Raw genomic sequence first — 24,682 nt, forward strand, 5'->3', positions numbered from 1 at the left:
CTTGTAGATACTTGGCTCAGTAGAGCCATTGAGCAAGAAGCCTCCACTTCAAAATCAGTGATTTAAGTGGTGGGAGCATGTCACATGAGAAAGGAGAGCGCACATTATGATGCAGGACTGGTTCAGAGAAGCAAAACTTGGGATTTTTATTCATTATGGTATTTATGCAGTGGGGGATGTATCAGAATCCTGGTCCTTCCACAACGGAAACATTTCTTATGAAGATTATATGAAGCAGTGTGAGGGTTTCACCGCTTCCAGATATGATCCGAAAAAATGGGCGGCTCTCTTTAAGAAAGCCGGAGCCGACTATGTGGTAATGACATCCAAACATCACGACGGTGTTGCACTTTTTGACACGAAATACAGTGATCTGAATGTACTGAAAAAGACGCCGGCCGGCCGTGATCTGGTGAAAGAGTACGTGGAAGCAGTCCGTGAGGCCGGAATGAAGGTGGGTATTTATTATTCTCTTATTGACTGGTCAGATCCCAGATATCGGAGTGTTTATCCGGAGGGAATGAAAAAAGAGGATTGTCTGAACGACATTTACGGTTCACCGGCAGGTGGTGAAGAAGATCCGAAAAAATGGGAAGAGTTCCTGAAATTCAACAACGATCAGCTGGGTGAGCTTATGACCAATTATGGCACCGTGGATCTTCTGTGGTTTGACGGAGACTGGGAGCGCAGCGCAAGCCAGTGGCATATGAAGGAGTTCCGTGAGTATCTTCACTCTCTGAATCCCCATGTGATCCTGAACTCCCGCATGCAGGGGTATGGCGATTATGAGACGCCGGAGCAGGGAATTCCTCTTTACGGACCGGAAGGGGAATGGGAATTCTGTACGACGATCAACGATTCCTGGGGCTATCGTCCGTCCGACAACGATTACAAGACCAGCGGTCAGATCATCCGGATGTTCTGCGACTGCATCACTCTGGGGGGAAGGATGCTTCTTGACGTAGGACCGAAGGAGGATGGCACGCTGGATGAAAGACAGGAAAAAGTTCTGGAGGATCTGGGAACCTGGATCTCCGACCATGAAGAAGCGGTACACGGCACGGAAAAAGGTTTGAATTATGCACAGTTCCTGGGCGGAAGCACTCTTTCTGCAGACAAGAAGACGATCTACCTCTTTGTTTATGACACACCGAGAGAGGCTCTCTGTGTGAAAGGTGTGAAGACTCCGGTGAAAAAAGTAACGGTTCTCCATACCGGCGAGGAACTTCGTTTCTCCTATACGGGAGCCCTTCCGTGGAGCGGCATTCCCGGAACTTTATGGATCTGGGCGGAGGGAATGAAGGAACATCCCTTTGCAACGGTTCTGAAAGTAGAACTGGAAGGTGAGATTACCTACAATCTGGGACATGGGGAAGTCGTGACCTGCAATGATTGAGGAGTCATCCGTGTGCAAGACAGGAAACGGATGAAAAGCCTGCCGGAAGAACAAGAGGCAGGAATAACAACAGAAGGGATAAAACATGAAAAAAGTAATCGGCTATGTAAGTACAAAAGACCTTGGAATACTGAAAGAACAGGATATTAAAAACCTGGATGTCATCAATATTGCATTCGGACTCATTGAGCGCCATCGGGTTGTCTGGAACACCTGCGGAAACGAGGAATATCTGCCAAAGATCCGGGAGATCAATCCGGATATCAAGATCGTATTGTCGGTAGGCGGCTGGGGAGCAGATGGTTTCTCACAGGCGGCAAGAACAGAAGAAGGAAGAGCACTCTTTGCAGTCAGTGCGGTCTCTCTTGTGGAGACATACGGTCTGGACGGTATTGATATCGACTGGGAGTATCCGGGTACCTCTCTTGCAGGTATCGGTTCACATGAAAATGACAAGGAAAATTATACGCTGCTTCTGAAAGCACTCCGGGAATCTCTGGATCATATGGAGGGAGAAAAGACGCTTTCTGTTGCCGTAGGCGGTGATGTGTATTTTGCCCTTCAGACAGATATGGAGGCAGCCGGTCGTTATCTGGATTATGTACAGCTCATGACCTATGACCTTCAGGGCGGTTTCCAGAAGGTGACCGGTCACCATGCGGCTCTTTATCATTCCGAAGGAAATCTTCTGGATGTCTGCGTGGATAAGGCTGTGAGGGTCTTCCATGAGGCAGGCATTCCCATGGAAAAGCTGATCCTTGGTGTACCGTTCTATTCCAGACAGTGGAATGGGGTCAAGGGAGAAGGCTGCCGTCATGGTCTTGGCATGGAAGCCGACAGTGTGGGTGGCTACGGCGGAGATTATGCAGAGCTCAAAGCAGACTGGATCGGAAAAAACGGATTTGAAAGATATTGGGATGATGTGGCGAAAGTGCCGTATCTCTTCGATGGAAAGACCTTTGTGAGCTATGAGGATGAAGAATCTCTGGCCGGTAAGATCGAGTATCTCAAAGAAATGGGAATGGGCGGCATTATGTTCTGGGAATATAAGTGTGATCCATCAGGGGAACTGCTCGGGTATATTAGAGAGCAGCTTTGATGGAAAGTTGAGGAAATATACTTGAGGGGGCCCGCTCCGAGTCGCGATCCCGCAGGCCCCCTCAAACTCCCCCATCTGGGCCCGCTTTAGAAAATACGGGGCTTACGTCAGACAGAAAATGTGTGAAGTGACACAGAGGGTTGTGTAACATACGGAGGTGATCCGGGATGTTGCATGATCCTCTGTTTTTTGGTGTGTTTGTGTTTGCTGGGAGAAGAGGCGAATTGCTGGCTCCAAAAAAATCTCAGGCAAAGAAGTGTGAAAAGGGCTGAAAAAAGCCGGGGAATCAAAGCGATTCCCCGGAAGCAGTATGGTTCCAGTGTTTTCTTGCGTACCAGGTAAAATACAGAACGAACAGGATCGCTGTCAGTACCCAGGATCCGGGGTAGGAGAAGATAATCGTCTCCACAGCCCGGTGACTCGGAACGAAGAAGAAGATCCAGAGTATTCGGGTGACGCAGATACCGCCGCAGGTCAGGAGCATGGGGATCAGCACATTGCCGGCTCCGCGAAGTGCTCCGGAGAAGATCTCGATGAAGACGAAGGGCGCATAGGCAGGGACAATGATCTGCATGATCCGTACACCGATCGAAAGAACCTCTGCATCGGTGGTAAAGAGCGACAGCAGGAATTTTCCAAGGAAAAGATACATGAGCGCTGACAGGGTGAGCGCTGTGGCAAGATCCATACAAAAGCAGACACGGACACTCTTCTTCATGCGGTCGATCTTTCCGGCACCGTAGTTCTGGCCAACAAAGGTGGTGATGGCCACGCCAAAGGCACTGCTGATCATCCAGTAGAAGGAATCGACTTTTCCGAATGCAGTCCAGGCGGCCATGGTATCTGTTCCGAAAGAGTTCAAGGCAGCCTGGATCACCATGTTGGCAAGGTTGTACATGGTGGACTGAAGGCCGGCAGGAAGGCCGATCTTCAGCAGCATGGAAAGAGGAGCAGAATGAAGGCGGATCTTCCGGAGCTCCAGCCGGTAGATATCCCTGGTGCGCATCAGGCTGCGGAGGACCAGAAGAGAGCTGAGAGCCTGAGAGATCAGAGTTCCGAGCGCAACACCCATGACACCCATCCGGAAGACCATGACCAGCAAAAGATCCAGGAAAATGTTGCAGAAGCAGCAGAAGATCAGGAAATACAGAGGACCCTTGGAGTCACCGACCGCTCTTAAAATACCGGAACCGATGTTGTAGATGAAGACAAAAAGAATCCCGCCAAAGTAAAACCGAAGGTACAGCAGAGAATCCTTCATCAGATATTCCGGTGTATTCATCATCCGCAGGATCATCGGAGACAGGGTGATGCCAAGGATGGAGATCACGACACTTCCGATAATAGAAAAAGCCATGGCAGTATGAAGTGTATCCTGCAGCTCCTTTTCACAACGGCCGCCGTAATACTGGGCGATGATAACGGTCGCGCCGGAAGACAGTCCTATGAAGAAGCCGACGATGAGGTTGATGATCTGGCTGGAAGAGCCGCCTACGCAGGCCAGGGCTTCTTTTCCTACAAAACGGCCAACTACCATGGCATCTGCCGTGTTGTAGAGCTGCTGGAAAAAGGTTCCCAGAAGAATAGGAAAGAAGAAATAAAGAAGCTGTTTCCAGATGACGCCCTCGGTGATCTGGTTTATTGGTTTTTCTGTTTGTTGCATGATGTAAAACCCTCCTGAAAAAAATAGAAATGTCTTTTCCTGGAAGACAAAAATAAGCCTCCGGACAGCCTGCCTGATATCCCCGGGCCGATCATGCAGACAGGTCTGTTACGGGGTGTCATCCAAGTCTTTCTTAATTATATATCTATCCTATCTGCGGGCGTTTGTCAAGCTGACAATAAAACTTTCCAGGCAAAGGAAAAATGGATCTGTCGGTTGACAGTCTGGTGGAAACGTGGGAAAATGAGGGTATTGAAAAAGCAGCTGTCTGACCGGAGCAGACAGGCTATTTGTCTGCGAGAGACGAACGGCTGAATGCCTTTGTATGCAGAACAGGCATTCCTCCCGCTTTAAGTGCGCAGAGAACGAAGCGTTGGGTCAGGGGATGCTTCCGGCAGCCATAAGAGCCGAAAAAAATGTCTGACAGCTGTGAAAATGTAAGAAAGGGAAGATCAATATGAGTCAGTCAGTGAATCAGGAGCTTATCGAGTTCCTGGACAACAGCCCCACCTGTTTTCAGGCAGTGGAAAATTTAAAAAACATGCTTAAAAAAGAAGGCTTTGGAGAGCTTCTGGAATGTGAAAAATGGGAGATCGTTCCGGGAGGAAAGTATTTTGTCACAAGAAATGATTCCTCCATCATCGCTTTCTCTGTACCGAAGAAGGAGTTCAACGGTTTCCAGCTGATCTGCAGCCATACGGATTCTCCGAGCTTTAAGCTGAAAGAAAATGCGGAGATGGATGCCGATGGAAAGTATACCAAACTGAATGTGGAGGGCTATGGCGGCATGCTTTGCGCTCCCTGGTTTGACCGTCCGCTTTCCGTTGCAGGAAGGATCGCTGTCCGTACAGAAAAAGGCATCGAAACCCGTCTGGTCAACCTGGACCAGGATCTTGCCATGATCCCGAATCTGGCAGTCCATATGAACCGGGAGGCCAACAGCGGCTACAAATACAATCTCCAGAAGGATATGCTTCCGGTGGTAGGAGAGGCTTCTTCCAAAGGAAAACTGATGAAGCTTGTAGCTGAAAATGCCGGTGTGAAAGAAGAGGATATCCTGAGTACCGATCTCTTCCTCTACAACCGTGCCAAAGGTACCATCTGGGGACTGGAGAAAGAATTCCTGTCCGCAGGCCGTCTGGATGACCTGCAGTGTGCCTTTGCTTCCATGAGAGGTTTTCTTGCGGCAGTGCCGGGAGAGAGCGTTCCGGTCTGTGCTGTCTTTGATAATGAAGAAGTAGGAAGCAGCACCAAGCAGGGTGCGGCATCGACCTTCCTGGAAAGCACACTGCGCCGCTTAAACGGAGCTCTGGGAAGAACAGAGGAGGAATACCTTTCTGCTGTGGCAGGAAGCTTTATGATCTCTGCAGATAATGCCCATGCGGTACATCCGAACCACACAGATCTTGCAGATCCTACGAACCGTCCGGCCATGAACGGCGGAATTGTCATCAAATACAATGCCAACCAGAAGTACACCACGGACGCAGTTTCCGCAGCCGTTTTCAAGCTGCTCTGCGAGCGGGTAAACGTACCGTACCAGACCTTTGCCAACCGTTCCGATATGGCAGGCGGCTCCACTCTTGGAAATATTGCCAACACCAAGGTTTCCTTAAATACGGTGGATATCGGTCTGCCGCAGCTGGCGATGCATTCTCCCTATGAGACGGCAGGAACCAAAGATACCGGTTACTTCTGCGAGGTGGCAAAAGAATTTTTCAGTTCATCTGTAGAGATGAAAGGAAACGGCATTTACGAGATCCGTCAGTAAAAGATAAAAAGCAGCTCAGTCATTTATATGGCCGGGCTGTTTTTTTATCCAAAATCATGATTACACGGATTGTTTCGTGCTTTGCACTCCCACAATCCTTCCCGCTATTCGCATATCGTGGGATTAACATCCCACTTTTATGCTCATATCGGGGCGTGTCCCAAGGTCATTCTCCCACCCTTGTGCAAGCACAGGTGGGAGAATGACCTTTTGACACTGTAATCATGGAATTATCTTGACAGATGGAAAAAGAGGTGCTATGGTTAGTTACATAAGTAATGAACCACATAACCGGTTGAAAGGAAGTGAATTACTTGCAGGAAATCTTAAACCAGGAGAAGTCGATCTATCTGCAGATCAAGGAGATGATTGAACAGGATATACTGAGAGATATCCTCCTGGAAGAAGAGCGGGTGCCGAGCACGAATGAGCTGGCCAGACTGTATGCGATCAATCCGGCTACAGCGGCCAAGGGAATCAATCTTCTGGTGGAGGAAGGGATTTTGTACAAGAAACGGGGAATCGGAATGTTTGTCGCAGAGGGGGCAAAGGCAGCGATTATGAAAAAGAGAAAAGAATGCTTTTTTGATGATTACATCAGAGGACTTCTCCTGGAGGCGGCATCCCTGGGAATTTCCAAAAAGGAACTGATTGAGATGATCGCCGGTGCGGGAGAGCAGGATGAAGAAGCATCGGGAAACGCCTGAGAGCTGATGGGATAATGGAGGAACGTATGGAACAGCTGATCTGTGAAAATATCTCAAAAAACTATAAATCAAAGGATGCTCTTCAAGATGTGAGCCTCACCCTGGAGAAAGGGAAGATCTACGGGCTTATCGGAAGAAACGGAGCCGGAAAGACCACCCTTCTTTCTATCCTGAGTGCTCAGAATCCGCCATCCGGAGGAAGAGTCGTACTGGAAACGGAGGGAGAAAGCCTTCCCGTCTGGGAAAACGAAAAGGCGCTGAGCCATATCTGTTTTTCCAGGGAACTGAATGTGGGGAAAAATACGTCACTTTCAGCCATAAAGATAAAGGATTATCTGCGGACGGCTTCTGTTTATCTGCCGTACTGGGATCAGCGGATGGCAGATGAGCTGATCCGGAAATTCCATCTGGATGTGAAGCAGAAGATCGGCAGGCTGAGTAAGGGCATGGTTTCCATGGTGACCATCATCGTGGCTCTGGCCAGCAAGGCGGATTTTACTTTTCTGGATGAGCCCGTATCCGGTCTGGATGTGGTGGCCAGGGAGCAGTTTTACAGGATCCTTCTGGATGAATTTACGGAGACAGGAAGAACCTTTGTGATCTCCACTCATATCATGGAGGAGGCTGCAGACCTCTTTGAGGAGGTCGTCATGATAAAGAACGGGAAGCTGCTTTTGAAGGAAAATACGCAGGAGCTTCTGGAAACCTGTGTGCATATTTCCGGAAAAGCAGAAGAAGTGGACCGGGCGGCTGAAGGTCTGGAAAAGCATCAGGAAGAACGGCTTGGCCGCAGCAAGAGCCTGATGGTCCGGCTGAAGAAAGGACAGAAGATCGGAAAAGCCGATGTGACCGTTCAGCCCATGAGTCTGGAAAAGGTCTTTGTGGCACTTTGCGGCGAGGAGGAGTAGGATGAACAGAAAGAAATTTTTGTTTTACGGACGGCTCTGGTGTCTCACGGTTGGTTCTGCTCTGGCAGCAGGTCTGATCCTTGTTCTGTTTGGCCTGTTCCAGCAGAGAGAGATCGCAGGGAAGATCTTCTGGTACCTTTTGGGCGTAGATTGCCTGATGGCCGGGGGGGTCTGTCTTCTGATCGTTCCCTTCAGTACGTACCTGTCCACAGTTCCGCTGATGCTGGCAACCGGCTGCAGGAGAAAAGAAGTGATCCGGAATTTCCAGATCCTGAAGCTTTTAAACATACTCGGGATCCTGGCAGTCCTCGGGATCTTTCTGCTGCTGCAGTCTGTGATGGGAGGGGATTTGGTGGACAAGGAACGGTTGCGCTCCACTTTTCTGGCCGGAATCCTGGTTCTGGCAGCATGCGGATCCATCGGAAATCTGACAGGCGCTCTTTCTAATATCATCGGGCGATGGGTCCTTATCATTTATATGCTTGTCAGCGGTCTTGCCGGTGGTTTTGTCGGAGTGATCATGGAAATTTCTTCCGGACCGGAGGTGGAAACCTTTGGAATGATCCTTGGAGACTGGAGATTTCTCACAGCGGCCGTTGTTGCAGCGCTTTTGTCTTGCACCGCAGATCTGATCGGTTCCCGGCTGATCCTGAGACGGACAGAGGTACGCTGCTGAAGGAGGAAAAAATATGCGAAAAAGTATAGGGCAGGAATTATATCTTTACCGGTCAAACATGGGGATTCTGGCAGCAGTTTCAACTGTATCCTGGCTGGCCGGCATTCTCGGGATGATGGTCTTTCAGCAGCTGACGAAGAGCGGGGAAGCACTTTTTCCCATAGGGACCGTGATGCTTTTATGGGTTGGCGTTATTTTTTCTCTGTTTGTGTTGGCAAATATCGTTCCTCATAATTTTGATCTGGCTGTTTCCATGGGGAAAACAAGGAAACATTATCTTCCGGCGGCGGTCTGCGTGATCTTTCTTGAGACACTTGTCATCTATGTGCTGGCAGCTCTGGGTTTTCGGGCTGAACGGGAACTTTACCGGGCACTTTATCATGGAAGGGAACTGATGGGAAATCTCGGACCGTTCCTCACGCCGGCCTGGATCCTGTGTTACGCCATTTTCGAGACCGGATGCATCTGTCTGTATGGCGGGATGCTCAAAAAGAACCGGAAAGTGGGAGCCATCTGCTGGATCATCGTGTGGATAACGGCCTGCTGGTCTTCCGGAGGCTTCTGGGGAGAGTATGAAGAGGCAGAACATTCCCTGATGAACAGCTTTGCTTTCTGGGGCTATCAGCTCCGGCTCTGGTATACCGGTTTTCCTCTGGGAACCCGTATGGCGATCCTGGTAGTGTGCGGTCTGGCGGGCTGTTGTATCATGTATCTGATGCTGCGCAAAGAGGCAGCGGATTAAGGAGGAGAAGCTATGAAACTGGAAGTAAAAAATCTTCACAAAAGCTTTGGAGAAACAGAAGTGCTCCACGGAATCTCATTTTCCGTGGAGAGCGGACGGGCGCTTGGTCTCCTGGGCCGGAACGGAGCCGGAAAGACTACGACCATCCGGATCCTGATGCAGGTCTTTGGGGCAAATGAGGGAACGGTACTTCTGGACGGCGTCCCGTTTTCCCCGAAAAAGATCGGCATCGGTTATCTTCCGGAGGAGAGAGGACTCTATCCGAAAAAAACAGTCACGGAGCAGCTGATGTATCTGGCCGCACTCCGCGGCATGAAAAGGACAGAGGCGGCAAAGGCGGTAAAACACTGGCTGGAACGGATGGGTGTGGAAGATTATGCGTCCCGGAAGCTGGAGACTCTGTCCAAAGGAAACCAGCAGAAGGTTCAGCTGGCCGCTACTTTGCTTCACGATCCGCCGGTGATCATTCTGGATGAACCGTTTTCCGGCCTGGATCCTGTCAATTCCCAGGTATTAAAGGATGTGATCCGGGAGCAGATCGAAAAAGAGAAGCTGGTGATCTTTTCCAGCCATCAGATGGGCTATGTGGAAGAATTCTGTCATGATATCGTCATCATGAATCACGGAAATGCCGTTTTGGCCGGTGATCTCAGGGAACTTAAGAAAACCTTCGGCCATGGGCGGCTGGTACTTTCCCTCAACGGAAAAAGCGGAGAGGAAACGGAAACCCTGGTGCGGGAACGCTATGCGGGACTGGTGGTGCCTGACGGGATCCATGCGGATCATGTGGTACTGAAAATGATCGGAGAGACGAAAAAAACAGATGTTTTCAGGGCTCTGGCCCAGGCGGACCTGGATGTGGAAAGCTTTGGAGACTACCGGCCGTCGCTCAATGATATTTTTGTGGAAAGTGCAGGTGATGAGGCATGAAGCAGTTTCTGAACGTTTTGAAATTTGAACTGGGCAACTATTTTAAAAGCCGGAGCTTTATGGTGACAACGGTGCTTCTGGCTCTTGTGGTGGCAGCGGCAGTCGCACTTCCGCCAGTGTTTATGAAAGGCAGTTTTTCCGATGTTTTCGGAGGTGGAAAGGAAAGCAGCAAAGAAACTGCAGAAAGCAGTTCCGGAGCGGATAACTATGATCCGGATGCGGCTCTTTTGGGAATCGCTGATCCGGAAGGCTTCGTGAGCGATCTTGCCGGGCTGACGGATCGGATGCCGGGGTATCAATGGAAGGTTTTCGACAGTGCCGATGAACTGGAGCAGTTTGTAGAGGCAGGCGGCGACGGCGGTTTCCTCCTGACCGGAAAATTCACCTATACTTATGTGGTGCGGGACCGGTCACTTCTGGACAGCCTGGATTCGGAATTTTCTGAAATCTACACCTCATATTGGCAGGAAAAAGAGCTGGAGGAGGCAGGTATTGCCGCATCAAAAGTACAGGAAATCCTGAACCAGAGCAGCATCTCCACGATGCAGATCCTTGGAAAAGACGGAGCCAGCAATTACTGGTATACATACATCCTCGTTTTTGTCCTGTACTTCCTGGTGATCTTTTACGGACAGATGATCGCCACCTCCATCACCAGTGAGAAGAGCAACCGGGCCATTGAGGTTCTGGTGACGACCGTAGACAGCACCAGCCTGATCTTCGGAAAAGTGATCGCGGGAGCCATCAGTGGTATTTTTCAGGCAGGAGTGATCCTGGGAAGTGGCCTTATCGCATATCATTTCTGCGGGGCCGGCTGGGATTACCGTCTGGATTTTCTGTTTCACATCCCGGCAGAGGTCTGGGCTGCCTTTATCGTCTTCGGTCTTCTGAGTTATCTTTTGTATGCTTTCCTTTTCGGCATGCTGGGAGCTCTGGTGTCAAAGACAGAAGATATCAGTAAATCAGCCACTCCCGTGACCATGGTCTTTGTGGTATCCTTCATCATTACCATGACAGGAATGAACGAGAGTGATATGCTGTTGATGAAGGTGGCTTCTTTTATCCCCTTCACTTCCGGAAATGCCATGTTTGCCAGGATTGCACTGGGCAGCGTTTCCCCTGTGGAAGTGGTGGTTTCCGCAGTGCTTCTGGCGGCAACGGTGGTTTTCCTGGGCTGGCTGGCAGCAAAGATCTTCCGTTTCGGGACACTGATGTACGGAAATCCGATCAAATTTACACAGGCATTGAAAAAACTCCGGGAGCAGTAAGCATCACTTCCCGAGAAGATAATGACTTACGACAGGAAACGGGGCAGGGCCGATCTCGAGGACCTTCTGATGGAAGGTTTTCAGAGAGAAGGCACTGCCTTTTTTCTCTTTATATGCATCCCGGAGGTCTTCGAAGGTCAGGTACCCCACATAATAGCGCAGATAGTTGGCAGGAGCTTCCAGAAGTACCTGGTAAAGTGTCCGGGCGGAAGAGGGCTCAAAGCCGAATTTTCCAAGTGCTTCTGCGACATCTTCTTCGGCAAAACCATGATAATGGACCGCAATGTCCATAAGAGCAGACAGCCCCAGAGTGAGAGAACGGTTCAGGCGATAGAGCTCCGCCAGGTTCGGATCTGTGTCAGACAGACCATAGGCATACATTTCCACATAGGTGGCCCAGCCTTCGATGTAGCCGCCAAAATTCAGAAGGCTTCGTACCGGATCTGAGATGCTTTTTCCGCTCAGGACTGTCTGGTAAAGATGGCCTGGATATCCCTCATGGGCCAGGGTGGTATAGAGGTCCAGGGCCGTGTAGGTGGAAGCGCGGTTGATGTAGATCACATTTTCCGTGAGGTCATCCAGAGGGGGCGTAAGATAAAAAGCAGGGCTTAAGTAGTCTTCCAGAGAATCCGGAACGTATTTGACAGAAAAAGAAACCTCCGGTGCGGTGGGAAAGTCAGCGGTGATCTTTTCCTGAAGGTCCGTAAGGATTCTGTTTGGCGTCCATTCAGCCAGGGCTTTTTCCTCCAGTTCCCGGCCTGACGGGTCAGCGGCATACCAGCCGTCGGCATTTAATATGGAAGAAGGAGAGTTATCCAGCGAGAAAGCGATGGCACTTCCGAGGGTCTCCCGGGAGAGAAGCTCCGGGTGGGCGCCTGCCAGTGCCGTGAGTTTCCGGAAATCCTCTTTCAGCTGTTTTTCAATACGTTTCTGAATGGTATCCACGGAAGCCCAGGAGCCGGTAGAATCACGGACCAGATATTCGTAATAGGCGGTTCCGCCGGGAAGTCCGGAGAGCCCCTGCTGATTTCTGCCGGTGCTTTTCAGGGCGGTCAGCCCACGGATCAGAAGCTGGTAAGCGGGGATGACGTGTTCGAGAACGGCTTTCTCGTTTTCCTCCAGAAACTGTTTTTTTTCCACCTGAGTCAGAAAACCGGCTTCCCGGATCTTTGCCGAAAAACCGGTAATGAGGAAATTTTCTGCCGGTTCCCGGATAAAGGCACTGCACTGGTCGATGACTGCCTGTGCCGAGGAGGCGCTCATAAAAAGCCCCTCTTTGGCTTTCGCCTCTTCAAAATGAAGCAAAGTCGTATAATATTCATCCATTTCCTTCAAAAGCGCCAGATAAGTTTCTACATCGGAGCGGCTGCGAAAAGCATATTCGGCCAGAAGGACGGGGAGCTGCGCCTGTGTACCGATGGTGGGACCCAGCGGCTCGGCATAAAGCATAAATCGCTGACCGGAGAGCTGATTCTTGAAATAGAGCTCCAGGATGTCATAGGTCAGCCGGTTTTCTCTGGAAAGTGTCTGACGGGGGAAACGGCGAAGGGCCTCCTGGTAATTTTCAAGAGCCAGGGCGGAGGTTTTCAGGATTTCCGGTTCTGCACTTCCAAGTGTGACTGGAACGTCCGAAAGACCGTAATTTTCCGGATGTTTCAGGGTATAGTGAAGATTTAAAGTGTTTCCGGTAAGTTCATTCCGGAAGATCTGTCCGGTAAACTGCCGGAAGGAACGGTTGTTGAAAAAAATGCAGGCGGAAAAGACCAGGAAAAAAAGAGCAGGGAGAAACAGAAGGGTGAGAAAAGAAGGGAGTTTTCGATCTTTCATAAGAAGCTCCGAATGGATTTTTAGTACAATTCTATGAAAAAAAGACGGGAAACATGAATGTTTCCCGCCGCATGGAGCAGAAATCAGCAGGAACGCTTACCGGGAAGCTCCTTCACCAGTTGTCTGACCTGGTCAAGAGACCTTCTTATCCTCAGAAACTGGCGGTCTGCTTTCGGGATACAGTAGATCCGAAGCCCCAGCCATTCCGGAAAACGGATTCTTCGCAAAAGATCACCGGAGAGAAAGCTTCCTTATTATATATGAAAAAACAGGCTCAGACGTGCATATGCACATCTGAGCCTGTCGCAAAAACGATTGTTTTTATTTTGCTTCCCGCTTTGGCTTGCGGATCACAAGCTTATGGATGGGATTGCGAAGATTACTGAATTTCCGCTCATATTCGGTCATGACATTGCCTTCCATGAGCTCTTTGTCATGATGCAGATCATACGTGCAGAGCAAAAGCTCCCAGCCGCTTTCCTTCACTTCTTCCAGAGAGAAATCAAAAAGGCTGCGGTTATCTGTTTTGAATTCCACAAGACCGTCATCAGCCAGAATCTCTTCATAACGGGCGAGAAATTCCCGGGAGGTGAGTCTTCGTCTTGCATGACGTTCCTTTGGCCAGGGATCGGAAAAATTCAGGTAGATCCGGTCTACCTCCCCTTTTCCGAAAATCTCCGGAAGATCCTTGGCATCTATGCAGAGGTAACGGAGATTAGGAAATTCTTCTCCACATTCTTCTGTGAGAAGCTCCCGTTTCTGAAGGGCGCGGTAGAGAACGCTTGTGTAGCGCTCGATGCCGATATAGTTGATCTCCGGATTTCTTCTGGAAAGCTCAGTGATAAACTGACCTTTTCCCATGCCGACTTCGATGTAGAGTGGCTGTTCCTTGCCGAAAACCTCATTCCAGTGACCTTTTTTGGCTGCCGGGTCCTGAATGACCCAGGGGCTTGCGGATACGGCTTCGTCCGCACCCGGTATATTTCTTAAACGCATGGTAATATCTCCTTTTTCGTCTGTTTGACCTTTTGACTTTGGCATCATAGCATATTTCCGGCCTTTTTTCTACAAAAACTTCTTTTCATGAAGGTTCTTTTCCTTTTAAAAGGCGGCTCAGGTGGCGGGCTGCCATACTTAGGGGTTTCTGGCGATCTTCTACGATACAGATATGACGTCCTTCGATCTTTTCCTCAATCTCAATTTCCACAATGCTGCCAGTCTCCAGCTCTTTTCCCACCAGTTCCCGTGGGATAAAGCCAACACCAAGCCCCTGACGGATGACAGGAACCATAAGATCTGCCGTGGCAAGTTCGATGTCCGGCTTGAGGATCAGGCCGTGCGCGGCATAAAACTCCTTATAAAGAGCGTAAGTCATGGTATTTTCTGCCAGAGAGACAAAAGGATACTGCTGCACCTCAGAGAGAGGGACCTTTTTTCCTTTCAGATACGAGTAGTTGTGTCCGCCGGCCAGGATATCCTGGCATTCTTTGACCAGTGTGACCCGAAAAAGCGGATCCTCGCGGATCGGAGTCGTTACGACGGCCAGATCCGTCTTTCCGGCCTTTAAGTCTGCCAGTGTGTTTGGAGTGGTGCCGCTGGTGAGCTTCAGACGTACCCCCGGGTATTGCCGGTGAAAGGCGGAGAGCTTTTCCAGAAGAAAGCAGTGAAGGGCAGTTTCTGTGACACCGATGTAGACGGAGCCGTTCTGGTACCCCAGGGTACCGCCGATGTTTTCCTCACCCTTGAAGATCTGCTCGCAGGCGGGAGCGACATATTGATAGAGCTGTTCCCCTTCCGCAGTCAGGGATACGCCGCGCTTGGTCCGGATAAAAAGCCGGCAGCCAAGTTCGGTCTCAAGAGCCTGCATGCAGCGGGAAACGGAAGGCTGGCTGGAAAGCAGTGCCTTGGCGGCCAGGGTGAAATTCTGGTATTTTGCTACATAATAAAAGATTTTATAATATTCAAAATTTGCTGCCATGAGTCTTCCTTTTATAAAGTTTTTTTATTATGGGTATAAAAAATAGTCATTTTTCAAATGCAACTGATTTCAGTATAATCCAATGTGTCCAAAACGACAACCGCAAATAGCGCAGAAAACCGGACAGGGGTCATTCAGGGCTCCTGTTTTCCCACGTCAGAGCAGAGATCTGTCCCGGTTTTCCGGTTTTAGCTGTTTGTATAGGAATGACCATTATTCATTTTTAGATTTTTAGCTATTATTATCCTTGCATTTTTAAAAAGAAAAGGTATGATAATAGAGAACTGTGTAAAAAGCTTCTGAAAGCAGACACAGGAAAGAAAAGAGAAGGAGGTATAGAATGGATACAATCGTTAACAAGATCTCGGAAATTGAGACCGCAGCTGTCAAGATCATGAACGAATCCGCCCTTCAAAAGAAAGAACTGGATGAAGAATCCAAACAGCGAATGGATGCATACGATGCTGACGTGGATCAGAAGACGGAAGCAAAGCTTGCCGATATCCGTGCCAGCCTGGAAAAAGAGAAACAAGCAGAGCTTTCTTCCCTGAAAGAGGCCGCTGCCAGGACGATCCTGAATCTGGAAAAGGAATATGCAGAGAATCATGAGACACTGGCTGCAGGCATATTAAAACAGATGATCGAGGGATAAGCTATGGGAAAACTGTTATCTTACAGTGGAACGACCACAAAGATCCGTGCCATCAAAAGCCGTCTTCTGACCCGGAAGGATTATGAGACACTGGCTGCCATGCCGACAGTCACTGGTGCACTGGCCTATCTGAAACAGAAGCCCTCCTATCAGGAACTCTTCGCCGGACTGGATGAAAGTACCCTGCACCGGAGTCAGGTAGAGCAGATCCTCACCTATTCTGTTTATGCGGATTTCCAGAAGATCTATCGTTTTTCCACCGTACAGCAGAGAGCCTTTATGGATCTCTATTTTGGCCGGTATGAGATCGCCATCATGAAGCGTTCCCTTCGGATGCTTTTTGACCACAGGGATGTTTCTACAGATCTGACGATCTTTACAGACTTTTTTAATCATCATTCAGACCTGGATCTGAACAAACTTTCCGCCAGCCAGACCATCGATGAATTTGTCGAGAATCTGAAGGGAAGCATTTATTACGAGCCTATGAAACGTCTTTCGGACATTGAATCGCCGACCCTCTGGGATTATGAAATGGCACTCGATCTTTTCTATTTCGGCTGGTTCTGGAAAAATGGCCAGAAGATCTTCAAGGACAAGGAAGACCGGAAAATCTTCATGGAAGCCTATGGCGTGAAGATCGATCTTCTGAACATGCAGTGGATCTACCGTTCCAAGAAGTATTATCATATGGAAAACAGCAGCATCTACGCACACCTCATCCCGGTGACTTACCATCTCACCCAGCAGAGCATCAAGGATCTGGTGGAGGCGGGAAATCAGGATGAGCTGACTGCCGCAGTCAGAAAGACCTATTACGGAAAACGTTATCCGGAGCTTACACCGCACAATCTGGATCAGTATTACACAGAGATCCGCCATAAGATCCAGAGTAAGGAATCCAGAAACAATCCGTATTCTGTCGCAACGATGATCTCTTATCTCTACGAGAAGGAGCATGAGGTTGACAGACTTACTACCATTCTGGAGTGTGTCCGTTACGGACTGCCCCAGGAGGAAATTGCAAAATATATAAATAACTAAGAAAGGGGGTGGGTTCGTGATTGAGAAGATGAAATTTTTAAGTATCACGGGACCAAAGGCCGATATCGACCGTGTGGTAAACCAGTACTTATCGAAGTATGAGATTCATCTGGAAAATGCCCTTTCCGAGCTGAAAACGGTGGAAGAGCTCCGGCCGTTCATGGAGATCAATCCTTATAAGGAGCTTCGGAACAAGGCAAATGAGTTTGTCGGCCAGCTTTCCCAGCCGGTTTCCGAGGAAACCGGAAGCATGGATGTGGACACAGCGGTAAAAACCATTCAGGAACTGAGTGAGTATGCTGCAAATTTCCAGGAGAAACGTACGGAGCTTTCCAAAAAGCACGAGGAACTCCTTTCCTCTCTGCAGTGGATTGAGCCGTTTCTGAATTTCGACTTCAACATCCATGAGGTGTTTGGTTTCAAATTTGTCAAATACCGTTTTGGAAAGATCGCTCACGAATACTACGAAAAATTTGAAAAATACGTCTATGACAATCTGGACACCGTATTTTTCAAATGTGCTTCTGATGAACAGTACGTCTGGGGAGTTTACTTTGTTCCTGCCACACAGGCAGTCAAGGTAGACGCTGTGTACAGCTCCCTGCATTTTGAGAGAATGCGTATTCCCGATGAATATGAGGGAACCCCCGAGGAAGCCGTTTCCAAACTGAAAAAAGACCTGGCTTCCATTGACGAGCAGCTCAAGAACTGTCAGGCAGAGGTCGGAAAGAAGCTGGAGAGCAGACGGAGCGACCTTCTGAAAGCCAGAAATACCCTGGAGAGCCTTTCCACCAACTTTGATGTGAGAAAGCTTGCTGCCTGCACCAAGGCAAAAAATGACAAACAGGTCTTCTACATCCTCTGCGGATGGATGACCGAAAAGGATGCAGCCCGCTTCCAGAAGGATATTGAGGATGACATCAATCTTTACTGTATCCTGGAGGACGATGAAAACAACATCCTGAATCAGCCGCCTACCAAGCTGAAAAACCCGAAGCTGTTCAAACCCTTCGAGATGTACATCCGGATGTACGGACTGCCTGCTTACAATGAGATCGATCCGACCATCTTTGTGGCCATCACCTATTCTCTGATTTTCGGAGCCATGTTCGGTGATGCGGGCCAGGGACTCTGCCTCCTGATCGGTGGTTTCCTGCTGTATAAATTCAAAAAGATCGATCTGGCAGCCATCATCAGCTGTGCCGGCTTCTTCTCCACGATCTTCGGATTCCTGTACGGAAGCTTCTTCGGTTTCGAGGATGTGCTCCCTGCCCTGTGGCTGAAGCCCATGAATCAAATGATGACCGTTCCGTTTATCGGAAAACTGAATACCGTCTTCATCGTAGCAGTCGGTTTCGGTATGTTCCTGATCCTGGTGGCCATGATCATGCATATCATCAACGGCATCAAAGCCCATGATCCTGAGAGCGCCTGGTTTGATACCAACGGTCTGGCCGGTCTGGTATTCTACGGAGCCGTTGTGGCAGTGATCGCTCTTATCATGACCGGTAAAAAAATGCCGGCAGCCATCGTGCTTGTGATTATGTTTGTAGTTCCCCTTCTTGTCATTGCATTTAAAGAGCCTCTGGCAAAGCTGGTGGAGCATAAGGCAGACGTGATGCCGAAAGAAAAAGGCATGTTCGTCGTACAGACAATTTTTGAACTCTTTGAGGTGCTCTTAAGCTACTTCTCCAACACCATTTCCTTCGTCCGTGTGGGTGCCTTCGCAGTCAGCCACGCAGCCATGATGGAGGTTGTACTGATGCTGGCAGGCGCGGAAGCCGGTTCACCGAACTGGATCGTTGTGATCCTCGGAAACCTGTTCGTCTGCGGTATGGAAGGTCTGATCGTCGGAATTCAGGTACTCCGTCTGGAATACTATGAGATGTTCAGCCGTTTCTACAAAGGTACCGGCCGGGAATTTGTTCCCTTCCGGAAAATAGAAAAAAACTAAATATATTTTAAGGAGGATTTTATCAATGTCTACTATCACTCAGATCTTAATCGTTGCTGCACTTGTACTCAGCATTTTCGTCCCCTTCAGCGCTTTTCTTATCGGTGAGAGAAACAAAGGACGTTTAAAAACTTCTCTGGCCATCAACGCTTTTCTGTTCTTTGGAATTTTTGCAGTAGCCGGTATCGTATCTCTTGGAAACGGTGCTTCTGCTCTGGCTGCCGAGGCTGCTTCTGAGTCTTCCGCAGGCCTGGCTACCGGTCTTGGTTACCTGGCTGCAGCTCTTGTAACCGGTCTTTCCTGTATCGGCGGTGGTATCGCAGTTGCCAGTGCTGCCAGCGCTGCCCTTGGAGCAATCAGCGAGGATCAGAGCATTCTTGGTAAATCTCTTATCTTCGTAGGTCTGGCCGAAGGATGCTGTCTGTACGGTCTGATCATCTCCTTCATGATCCTGGGTGCATTATAATCCATGAAAATGTATCTCATCAGTGATAACGTGGATACTTATACCGGAATGAGACTGGCCGGTGTGGAAGGCTGCGTGGTTCATGAGCGCGGAGAGCTCCGGGAAGCCCTGGAGCGTGCCATTGCTGACAAAGAGAACGGGATCATCCTCCTGACCGAGAAATTCGGCCGGGAGTTTCCCGACATCGTTGACGATGTAAAACTGAACCGCCGTCTGCCCCTCATCGTAGAAATTCCGGACCGCCACGGTACCGGCCGGAAGGCTGATTTTATCACTTCCTATGTAAACGAAGCAATCGGCGTCAAGCTGTAAAAAGAAGGTGATCTATTTTGACAACAGAAGAAAAGCTGAAACACTTTAGAACTGCAGCTCTTGAGGAGGCACGTCAGGAAAGCACAGCGGCCATTGAAGAACACCGCCGGGCTCTGGAGAAACTTTTTCAGGAGCATACCGTAGATAAAGACCGTCAGGCTGCCCTCGAAGTGAAAACTGAAACGGACCGGCTGAAACGGGAAAACAATATCACTCTTTCCAAGGAGCGCCTGGAGATCAAGCGTGACATTTCAAGAAGACAGGAAGAGTTGAAAGAGACACTTTTTGTAGAAGTACAGGAAAAACTGGCCGACTATATGGCAACACCGGAATACCAGCAGCTTCTGATCTCTCAGATCCGTGAGATCCTGAAATTCGCAGGAAATGAGGAAGTTACCATTTACATTGATCCGGCAGATCAGTCCTGCTTAAGCGGCCTCACCGCTGCTGTCAACCATCCGTTGACGGTTTCCGAGTATTCCTTCAGCGGCGGCACCCGGGCAGTCATTCCCGGACGCCATATCCTGATCGACAATTCCTTTGCTGCCAAATTTGATGCAGCAAAGAAAAACTTTACCTTTGACGGAGGTGTCCTTCATGAATAAGACAGGTGTTATTTACGGCATCAACGGTCCCGTCATTTATTTGAAGGGCAATACCGGTTTTGAGATGTCAGAGATGGTTTACGTCGGCAAAGAACGCCTGGTCGGCGAGGTGATCGCCCTGACTCAGGACACCACCACCGTACAGGTCTTCGAGGAAACGACAGGCCTGAAGCCCGGAGAGACCGTAGAAGCCAGCGGAGATGCCATTTCCGTTCTTCTGGCTCCGGGAATCCTGAACAACATTTTTGATGGTATCGAGCGTCCCTTAAGTGAGATCGCTGCCAAATCCGGCAAATACATCAGCCGCGGCCTTTCCGTAGATTCTCTGGACACCGAGCGGCTCTGGGATGTACACATCACCGTAAAAGCCGGCGATAAAGTCAGCGGCGGAACCATCATCGCAGAGACCCAGGAAACACCGGCGATCCTTCATAAATCCATGGTTCCTCCGAACCTTTCCGGTACGATCTTGAAGGCATCTCCGGATGGAAAGTATAAGATTTTTGACGAGATCGCGGTTCTTCAGCTCAGTGACGGAAAAGAAGTTCCCCTGACACTGGCTCAGAAATGGCCGATCCGTGTGCCCCGTCCCAGTGCAGCCCGCTACGCGTCAAGCGAACCTCTGGTGACCGGACAGCGAATCCTGGATACCATGTTCCCGATCGCCAAAGGCGGTACGGCAGCCATCCCGGGAGGATTCGGAACCGGTAAGACCATGACCCAGCATCAGATCGCAAAATGGGCCAATGCCGATATCATCATCTACATTGGCTGCGGAGAGCGTGGAAACGAGATGACTCAGGTTCTGGAGGAGTTCTCCGAGCTGATCGATCCGAAGTCCGGCAATCCTCTGATGGATCGTACCACGCTGATCGCCAATACCTCCAACATGCCGGTGGCTGCCCGTGAGGCATCCATTTATACCGGTGTGGCTCTGGCGGAGTATTACCGCGACATGGGTTACGACGTAGCCATCATGGCAGACTCCACTTCCCGTTGGGCCGAGGCTCTTCGAGAGCTGTCCGGACGACTGGAGGAAATGCCCGCCGAGGAAGGTTTCCCGGCTTATCTGGCATCCCGTCTGTCTGCATTCTATGAGAGAGCCGGCTATGTACAGACCTTAAACGGAGCAGAAGGAAGTGTTTCCATCATCGGAGCTGTATCTCCGCAGGGAGGCGATTTCTCCGAGCCCGTTACGCAGAATACCAAACGTTTCGTCCGCTGCTTCTGGGGACTGGATAAATCCCTGGCATATGCCCGTCATTTCCCGGCGATCCAGTGGCTGACCAGCTACAGTGAGTATCTGAACGACCTGGCACCCTGGTACCAGACCAACGTGGACAAACGGTTTGTGGATCACAGAAATCAGCTCATGGCTATCCTGAACCAGGAGAGCAGCCTCATGGAGATCGTAAAACTGATCGGTAGCGATGTGCTTCCGGATGATCAGAAGCTGACCCTTGAGATCGCCCGTGTGGTTCGTCTGGGCTTCCTGCAGCAGAATGCCTTCCATCCGGATGATACCTGTGTACCCATGAAGAAGCAGTTCCTGATGATGGATGTGATCCTGTATCTTTATAAGAAAGCAAAAGCACTGGTCACCATGGGCATGCCCATGTCGATCCTGAAGGAAAGCAACATTTTCGACCGTATCGTTTCCATCAAATACGATGTGCCGAACGACAAGTCGGAAATGTTTGACGACTATTACAAAGCCATCGATGCCTTCTATGACGAAGTCATTGCCAAAAACGCATAAAAGGAGGTAGGATGAAATGGCAATTGAATATTTAGGACTCAGTCAGATCAATGGTCCTCTGGTTGTTCTGGAGGGTGTCCAGAATGCCTCCTTTGAGGAGATCGTGGAGATCACGGTAAACGGCAATGAGAAAAAGCTGGGCCGTATCATCGAGCTTTACGAGGATAAAGCTGTTATTCAGGTGTTTGAAGGAAATGACGGCATGTCCCTGAAAAACACCCATACAAAACTGACAGGACATCCCATGGAGGTAGCTCTTTCCCCGGATATCCTGGGACGTACCTTCAATGGTATCGGAGAGCCCATCGACGGACTGGGAGACATCAAGGCGGAGTGCCGTTTAAACGTCAACGGACTGCCTCTGAACCCCGTGACCCGTGAATACCCGAGAAACTATATCCGTACCGGTATTTCCGCTATTGACGGACTGACTACGCTGATCAGAGGCCAGAAGCTTCCGATCTTCTCCGGAAACGGACTTCCCCATGACCGTCTGGCAGCCCAGATCGTAAAACAGGCTTCTCTTGGAGATGCAGCTTCCGATGAGAAATTTGCAATCGTTTTCGCAGCCATGGGTGTAAAATACGATGTGGCAAACTTCTTCCGCAAGACCTTTGAGGAGAGTGGCGTTTCCGATCACGTTGTTATGTATCTGAACCTGGCAAACGACCCGGTTGTTGAGCGACTGATCACTCCGAAGGTGGCACTGACCGCCGCCGAGTATCTGGCTTTTGAAAAAGGCATGCATATCCTGGTCATCCTGACCGATATGACCTCCTTTGCAGAGGCTATGCGTGAGGTTTCTTCCTCCAAAGGAGAGATTCCTTCCAGAAAAGGTTATCCGGGTTATCTTTACAGTGAATTGGCTACTCTTTATGAGCGCGCCGGTATTGTGCAGGGTGTGGACGGTTCTGTAACACAGATCCCGATCCTGACCATGCCGAATGATGATATCACGCATCCGATCCCTGACCTGACCGGATACATCACTGAGGGTCAGATCGTTCTGGACCGTCAGCTTCATGGTCAGGCGATTTATCCACCCATCAATGTACTGCCGTCTCTGTCCCGACTGATGAAGGACGGTATCGGTAAAGGTTATACCAGAGAGGATCATCAGGACGTGGCAAACCAGCTCTTCTCCTGTTACGCAAAAGTAGGAGATGCCAGAGCCCTGGCTTCCGTTATCGGTGAGGATGAGCTTTCTCCCCTGGACAAAACCTACCTGAAATTCGGTGAAGCATTCGAGCACGAATTTGTCGGACAGGGTGAGGAAGAGAACCGTACCATCGAAGAAACACTGGACAAGGGTTGGGAGCTCTTACGGATGCTGCCCAGAGAAGAACTTGACCGTATCGATACCAAGATCCTTGATAAATACTACAAAGTGCCGGAGACGGCAGAAGCTTCAGAAATGTAAATTCGAGGTGAGCGTATGAATCCAAACACCTTTCCCACCAAGGGAAATCTGATCCTGGCCAAGAATTCTCTGGCACTTGCCAGACAGGGCTTCGATCTGATGGATAAGAAGCGTAACATTCTGATGCGTGAGATCATGAACCTGATCAGTCAGGCTTCGGAGATCCAGACAGAGATCGATACCACATTCCGGGAAGCCTACAGCCTCCTGCAGCGGGCCAACATCGAGATGGGTATCCATGAGGTGGAGGAGATTTCCTTTTCTGTCCCCGTGGAGGATTCCATAAGGATCAAGACCCGCAGCGTCATGGGTACGGAGATTCCACTGGTGGAGTATAAACCGCAGGCCGACGAACCGACCTACGCTTATTACAGCACCACGCAGGCGCTGGATCAGGCAAGGCTCGCTTTCGAGAAGGTGAAAGACCTTACCATCCGTCTTTCCATGATCGAAAATTCCGCCTACCGTCTGGCTGCCAACATCAAGAAAACCCAGAAACGGGCCAATGCACTGAAAAACATCACGATTCCGATGTACGAAGCTCTTACGAAGAATATCCAGAATGCTCTGGAGGAAAAAGAAAGAGAAGAGTTCACGAGGCTGAAAGTGATCAAGAGGATGCAGACCAGTAAATAAAAAAGTTCCATGCGATGTGTAGAATATACATTGCATGGGATTTTTTTATTTATGGGGGCTTTAGAAAGCCGCCATGAAACTGAATTTGAGGGGGCCCGCTCCGAGTCGCGAGCCCGCAGGCCCCCTCAAACTCCCCCATCTGGGCCCGCTTTAGAAAATAGGGGGGCTTACGTCAGACTGGTACAGCGTTTTTGAAACAACCAGACCATTGACTTGTCTGATTTTTCATCTGTTGCGTTGTCGTCAATCGACATAGCCACCGCTACGCCTCATTCCTCGCCATGCATATAAAAAATCATCTTTTGTCAATGTAGCAGAAACTTAATGTTCACTGTACTATAGCAATTCTGCAAAATACTGCATCCAATCCGATTCATCAGAGTGTGAAATACTGTGTCAGAAATCTTTGCCGTGCGTCAGCACGCCTGCAGAGTTCATCCTTGTCTTTCGCACCCTGCTAAATCGCCTTGACTGCATATTGTAAAATACCGAAATGAGCAAGCAAAAATAGAGGAGTCAATTGCCTGAAAATCCCAAAAAGCTAAATAGAGTCAACGAAAACGGAGAGCTAAGTTGCCTGAAAATCTCAAAAGGCCAAATAGAGTCAACGAAAACGGAGAGATAAGTTGCCTGAAAATCCCCAAAATGTAAATAGAGTCAACGAAAACGGAGAGATAAGTTGCCTGAAAATCCCCAAAATGCAAATAGAGTCAATGAAAACGGAGAGATAAGTTGCCTGAAAATCTCAAAAAGCCAAATAGAGTCAACGAAAACGGAGAGATAAGTTGCCTGAAAATCCCCAAAATGCAAATAGAGTCAACGAAATCGAAGTGCTAAGATCTAAAGTACCCCTCTTTTGCATACTGCCC

General features: G+C 49.5%; 22 protein-coding genes. 18 read left to right on the forward strand and 4 right to left on the reverse strand.

Going from position 1 to position 24,682, the window contains the following annotated elements; genetic code table 11:
- Positions 1-106 precede the first annotated feature (106 nt).
- Entirely contained in the window at positions 107-1,396 is a 1,290-nt protein-coding gene (locus DXA57_RS07845) for an alpha-L-fucosidase (RefSeq protein WP_117766293.1), read from the forward strand.
- A gap of 85 nt (positions 1,397-1,481) precedes the next feature.
- Positions 1,482-2,495 carry a glycoside hydrolase family 18 protein gene (locus DXA57_RS07850; RefSeq protein WP_117766295.1) on the forward strand — a complete coding sequence of 338 codons (1,014 nt, stop codon included), beginning with the start codon at positions 1,482-1,484 and terminating at the stop codon, positions 2,493-2,495.
- Positions 2,496-2,781: 286 nt separating this feature from the next.
- Here DXA57_RS07850 and DXA57_RS07855 read toward each other — a convergent pair whose 3' ends face one another.
- Positions 2,782-4,158, reverse strand: coding sequence for an MATE family efflux transporter (locus DXA57_RS07855; protein WP_117766297.1), 1,377 nt, complete (start codon positions 4,156-4,158; stop codon positions 2,782-2,784).
- Between the two features lie 457 nt (positions 4,159-4,615).
- Here DXA57_RS07855 and DXA57_RS07860 point away from each other — a divergent pair, with 457 nt between their 5' ends.
- The 7 genes from DXA57_RS07860 (at position 4,616) to DXA57_RS07890 (ending at position 11,160) form a co-directional block, all read left to right on the forward strand.
- On the forward strand, positions 4,616-5,929 hold the full coding sequence (locus tag DXA57_RS07860) for a M18 family aminopeptidase (protein WP_117766299.1): 1,314 nt from the start codon (positions 4,616-4,618) through the stop codon (positions 5,927-5,929).
- A gap of 314 nt (positions 5,930-6,243) precedes the next feature.
- Positions 6,244-6,636, forward strand: coding sequence for a GntR family transcriptional regulator (locus DXA57_RS07865; RefSeq protein ID WP_117766301.1), 393 nt, complete (start codon positions 6,244-6,246; stop codon positions 6,634-6,636).
- Positions 6,637-6,662: 26 nt separating this feature from the next.
- Positions 6,663-7,544: an ABC transporter ATP-binding protein gene (locus DXA57_RS07870; RefSeq protein ID WP_330423229.1), complete on the forward strand. Its 882-nt coding sequence runs from the start codon at positions 6,663-6,665 to the stop codon at positions 7,542-7,544.
- 1 nt (position 7,545) lies between these two features.
- Positions 7,546-8,220 carry a hypothetical protein gene (locus DXA57_RS07875; protein ID WP_117766306.1) on the forward strand — a complete coding sequence of 225 codons (675 nt, stop codon included), beginning with the start codon at positions 7,546-7,548 and terminating at the stop codon, positions 8,218-8,220.
- A 13-nt stretch (positions 8,221-8,233) separates the two neighbouring features.
- Complete coding sequence (locus DXA57_RS07880) at positions 8,234-8,962, forward strand: hypothetical protein (RefSeq protein WP_117766308.1); 729 nt, start codon at positions 8,234-8,236, stop codon at positions 8,960-8,962.
- Positions 8,963-8,974: 12 nt separating this feature from the next.
- Positions 8,975-9,892 carry an ABC transporter ATP-binding protein gene (locus DXA57_RS07885; RefSeq protein ID WP_117766310.1) on the forward strand — a complete coding sequence of 306 codons (918 nt, stop codon included), beginning with the start codon at positions 8,975-8,977 and terminating at the stop codon, positions 9,890-9,892.
- The gene (locus DXA57_RS07890) at positions 9,889-11,160 is read left to right on the forward strand and encodes an ABC transporter permease (protein WP_117766312.1); all 1,272 of its coding nucleotides are present in this window, start codon (positions 9,889-9,891) and stop codon (positions 11,158-11,160) included. Before DXA57_RS07885 ends, DXA57_RS07890 begins: the two co-directional genes overlap by 4 nt.
- A gap of 3 nt (positions 11,161-11,163) precedes the next feature.
- On the opposite strand, the gene DXA57_RS07895 is transcribed toward DXA57_RS07890, so the two are convergent.
- The 3 genes from DXA57_RS07895 to DXA57_RS07905 form a co-directional block, all read right to left on the reverse strand.
- Entirely contained in the window at positions 11,164-12,987 is a 1,824-nt protein-coding gene (locus tag DXA57_RS07895; RefSeq protein WP_117766314.1) for a DUF885 domain-containing protein, read from the reverse strand.
- Positions 12,988-13,308: 321 nt separating this feature from the next.
- The gene (trmB, locus tag DXA57_RS07900) at positions 13,309-13,983 is read right to left on the reverse strand and encodes a tRNA (guanosine(46)-N7)-methyltransferase TrmB (RefSeq protein WP_117766316.1); all 675 of its coding nucleotides are present in this window, start codon (positions 13,981-13,983) and stop codon (positions 13,309-13,311) included.
- 85 nt (positions 13,984-14,068) lie between these two features.
- Entirely contained in the window at positions 14,069-14,965 is an 897-nt protein-coding gene (locus tag DXA57_RS07905; RefSeq protein ID WP_117766318.1) for a LysR family transcriptional regulator, read from the reverse strand.
- A gap of 340 nt (positions 14,966-15,305) precedes the next feature.
- Between DXA57_RS07905 and DXA57_RS07910 the strand changes: the two genes are divergently transcribed.
- Genes DXA57_RS07910 through DXA57_RS07950 form a run of 9 tightly spaced genes read left to right on the forward strand, consistent with a single transcriptional unit; the run spans position 15,306 to position 23,813 of the window.
- Complete coding sequence (locus DXA57_RS07910; RefSeq protein WP_117766320.1) at positions 15,306-15,617, forward strand: hypothetical protein; 312 nt, start codon at positions 15,306-15,308, stop codon at positions 15,615-15,617.
- Positions 15,618-15,620: 3 nt separating this feature from the next.
- A complete protein-coding gene (locus DXA57_RS07915; protein WP_117766322.1) occupies positions 15,621-16,661 on the forward strand; it encodes a V-type ATPase subunit in 1,041 nt (346 codons plus the stop codon).
- Between the two features lie 16 nt (positions 16,662-16,677).
- Positions 16,678-18,615: a V-type ATP synthase subunit I gene (locus DXA57_RS07920; protein ID WP_117766324.1), complete on the forward strand. Its 1,938-nt coding sequence runs from the start codon at positions 16,678-16,680 to the stop codon at positions 18,613-18,615.
- A 25-nt stretch (positions 18,616-18,640) separates the two neighbouring features.
- Complete coding sequence (locus tag DXA57_RS07925; protein ID WP_117766326.1) at positions 18,641-19,081, forward strand: ATP synthase subunit C; 441 nt, start codon at positions 18,641-18,643, stop codon at positions 19,079-19,081.
- 3 nt (positions 19,082-19,084) lie between these two features.
- Entirely contained in the window at positions 19,085-19,393 is a 309-nt protein-coding gene (locus DXA57_RS07930) for a V-type ATP synthase subunit F (RefSeq protein ID WP_117766328.1), read from the forward strand.
- 17 nt (positions 19,394-19,410) lie between these two features.
- Complete coding sequence (locus DXA57_RS07935) at positions 19,411-19,998, forward strand: V-type ATP synthase subunit E (protein WP_117766330.1); 588 nt, start codon at positions 19,411-19,413, stop codon at positions 19,996-19,998.
- A complete protein-coding gene (locus DXA57_RS07940; protein ID WP_117766332.1) occupies positions 19,991-21,757 on the forward strand; it encodes a V-type ATP synthase subunit A in 1,767 nt (588 codons plus the stop codon). Before DXA57_RS07935 ends, DXA57_RS07940 begins: the two co-directional genes overlap by 8 nt.
- 16 nt (positions 21,758-21,773) lie before the next feature.
- Positions 21,774-23,177: a V-type ATP synthase subunit B gene (locus tag DXA57_RS07945; protein ID WP_117766334.1), complete on the forward strand. Its 1,404-nt coding sequence runs from the start codon at positions 21,774-21,776 to the stop codon at positions 23,175-23,177.
- 15 nt (positions 23,178-23,192) lie between these two features.
- Positions 23,193-23,813, forward strand: a complete 621-nt coding sequence (locus tag DXA57_RS07950; RefSeq protein WP_117766336.1) for a V-type ATP synthase subunit D — start codon at positions 23,193-23,195, stop codon at positions 23,811-23,813.
- The last annotated feature ends 869 nt before the right edge of the window (positions 23,814-24,682 follow it).

This window comes from Blautia sp. OF03-15BH, assembly GCF_003463065.1.
Taxonomy (GTDB): domain Bacteria; phylum Bacillota; class Clostridia; order Lachnospirales; family Lachnospiraceae; genus Limivivens.

Coding starts and splice junctions, on each gene's coding strand:
- DXA57_RS07880 (WP_117766308.1), top strand. CDS start 8,234: ATGCGAAAAAGTATAGGGCAGGAATTATATCTTTACCGGTCAAACATG.
- DXA57_RS07905 (WP_117766318.1), bottom strand. CDS start 14,965: ATGGCAGCAAATTTTGAATATTATAAAATCTTTTATTATGTAGCAAAA.
- DXA57_RS07850 (WP_117766295.1), top strand. CDS start 1,482: ATGAAAAAAGTAATCGGCTATGTAAGTACAAAAGACCTTGGAATACTG.
- DXA57_RS07860 (WP_117766299.1), top strand. CDS start 4,616: ATGAGTCAGTCAGTGAATCAGGAGCTTATCGAGTTCCTGGACAACAGC.
- DXA57_RS07895 (WP_117766314.1), bottom strand. CDS start 12,987: ATGAAAGATCGAAAACTCCCTTCTTTTCTCACCCTTCTGTTTCTCCCT.
- DXA57_RS07915 (WP_117766322.1), top strand. CDS start 15,621: ATGGGAAAACTGTTATCTTACAGTGGAACGACCACAAAGATCCGTGCC.
- DXA57_RS07925 (WP_117766326.1), top strand. CDS start 18,641: ATGTCTACTATCACTCAGATCTTAATCGTTGCTGCACTTGTACTCAGC.
- DXA57_RS07875 (WP_117766306.1), top strand. CDS start 7,546: ATGAACAGAAAGAAATTTTTGTTTTACGGACGGCTCTGGTGTCTCACG.
- DXA57_RS07890 (WP_117766312.1), top strand. CDS start 9,889: ATGAAGCAGTTTCTGAACGTTTTGAAATTTGAACTGGGCAACTATTTT.
- DXA57_RS07940 (WP_117766332.1), top strand. CDS start 19,991: ATGAATAAGACAGGTGTTATTTACGGCATCAACGGTCCCGTCATTTAT.
- trmB (WP_117766316.1), bottom strand. CDS start 13,983: ATGCGTTTAAGAAATATACCGGGTGCGGACGAAGCCGTATCCGCAAGC.
- DXA57_RS07845 (WP_117766293.1), top strand. CDS start 107: ATGATGCAGGACTGGTTCAGAGAAGCAAAACTTGGGATTTTTATTCAT.
- DXA57_RS07885 (WP_117766310.1), top strand. CDS start 8,975: ATGAAACTGGAAGTAAAAAATCTTCACAAAAGCTTTGGAGAAACAGAA.
- DXA57_RS07910 (WP_117766320.1), top strand. CDS start 15,306: ATGGATACAATCGTTAACAAGATCTCGGAAATTGAGACCGCAGCTGTC.
- DXA57_RS07945 (WP_117766334.1), top strand. CDS start 21,774: ATGGCAATTGAATATTTAGGACTCAGTCAGATCAATGGTCCTCTGGTT.
- DXA57_RS07950 (WP_117766336.1), top strand. CDS start 23,193: ATGAATCCAAACACCTTTCCCACCAAGGGAAATCTGATCCTGGCCAAG.
- DXA57_RS07870 (WP_330423229.1), top strand. CDS start 6,663: ATGGAACAGCTGATCTGTGAAAATATCTCAAAAAACTATAAATCAAAG.
- DXA57_RS07930 (WP_117766328.1), top strand. CDS start 19,085: ATGAAAATGTATCTCATCAGTGATAACGTGGATACTTATACCGGAATG.
- DXA57_RS07855 (WP_117766297.1), bottom strand. CDS start 4,158: ATGCAACAAACAGAAAAACCAATAAACCAGATCACCGAGGGCGTCATC.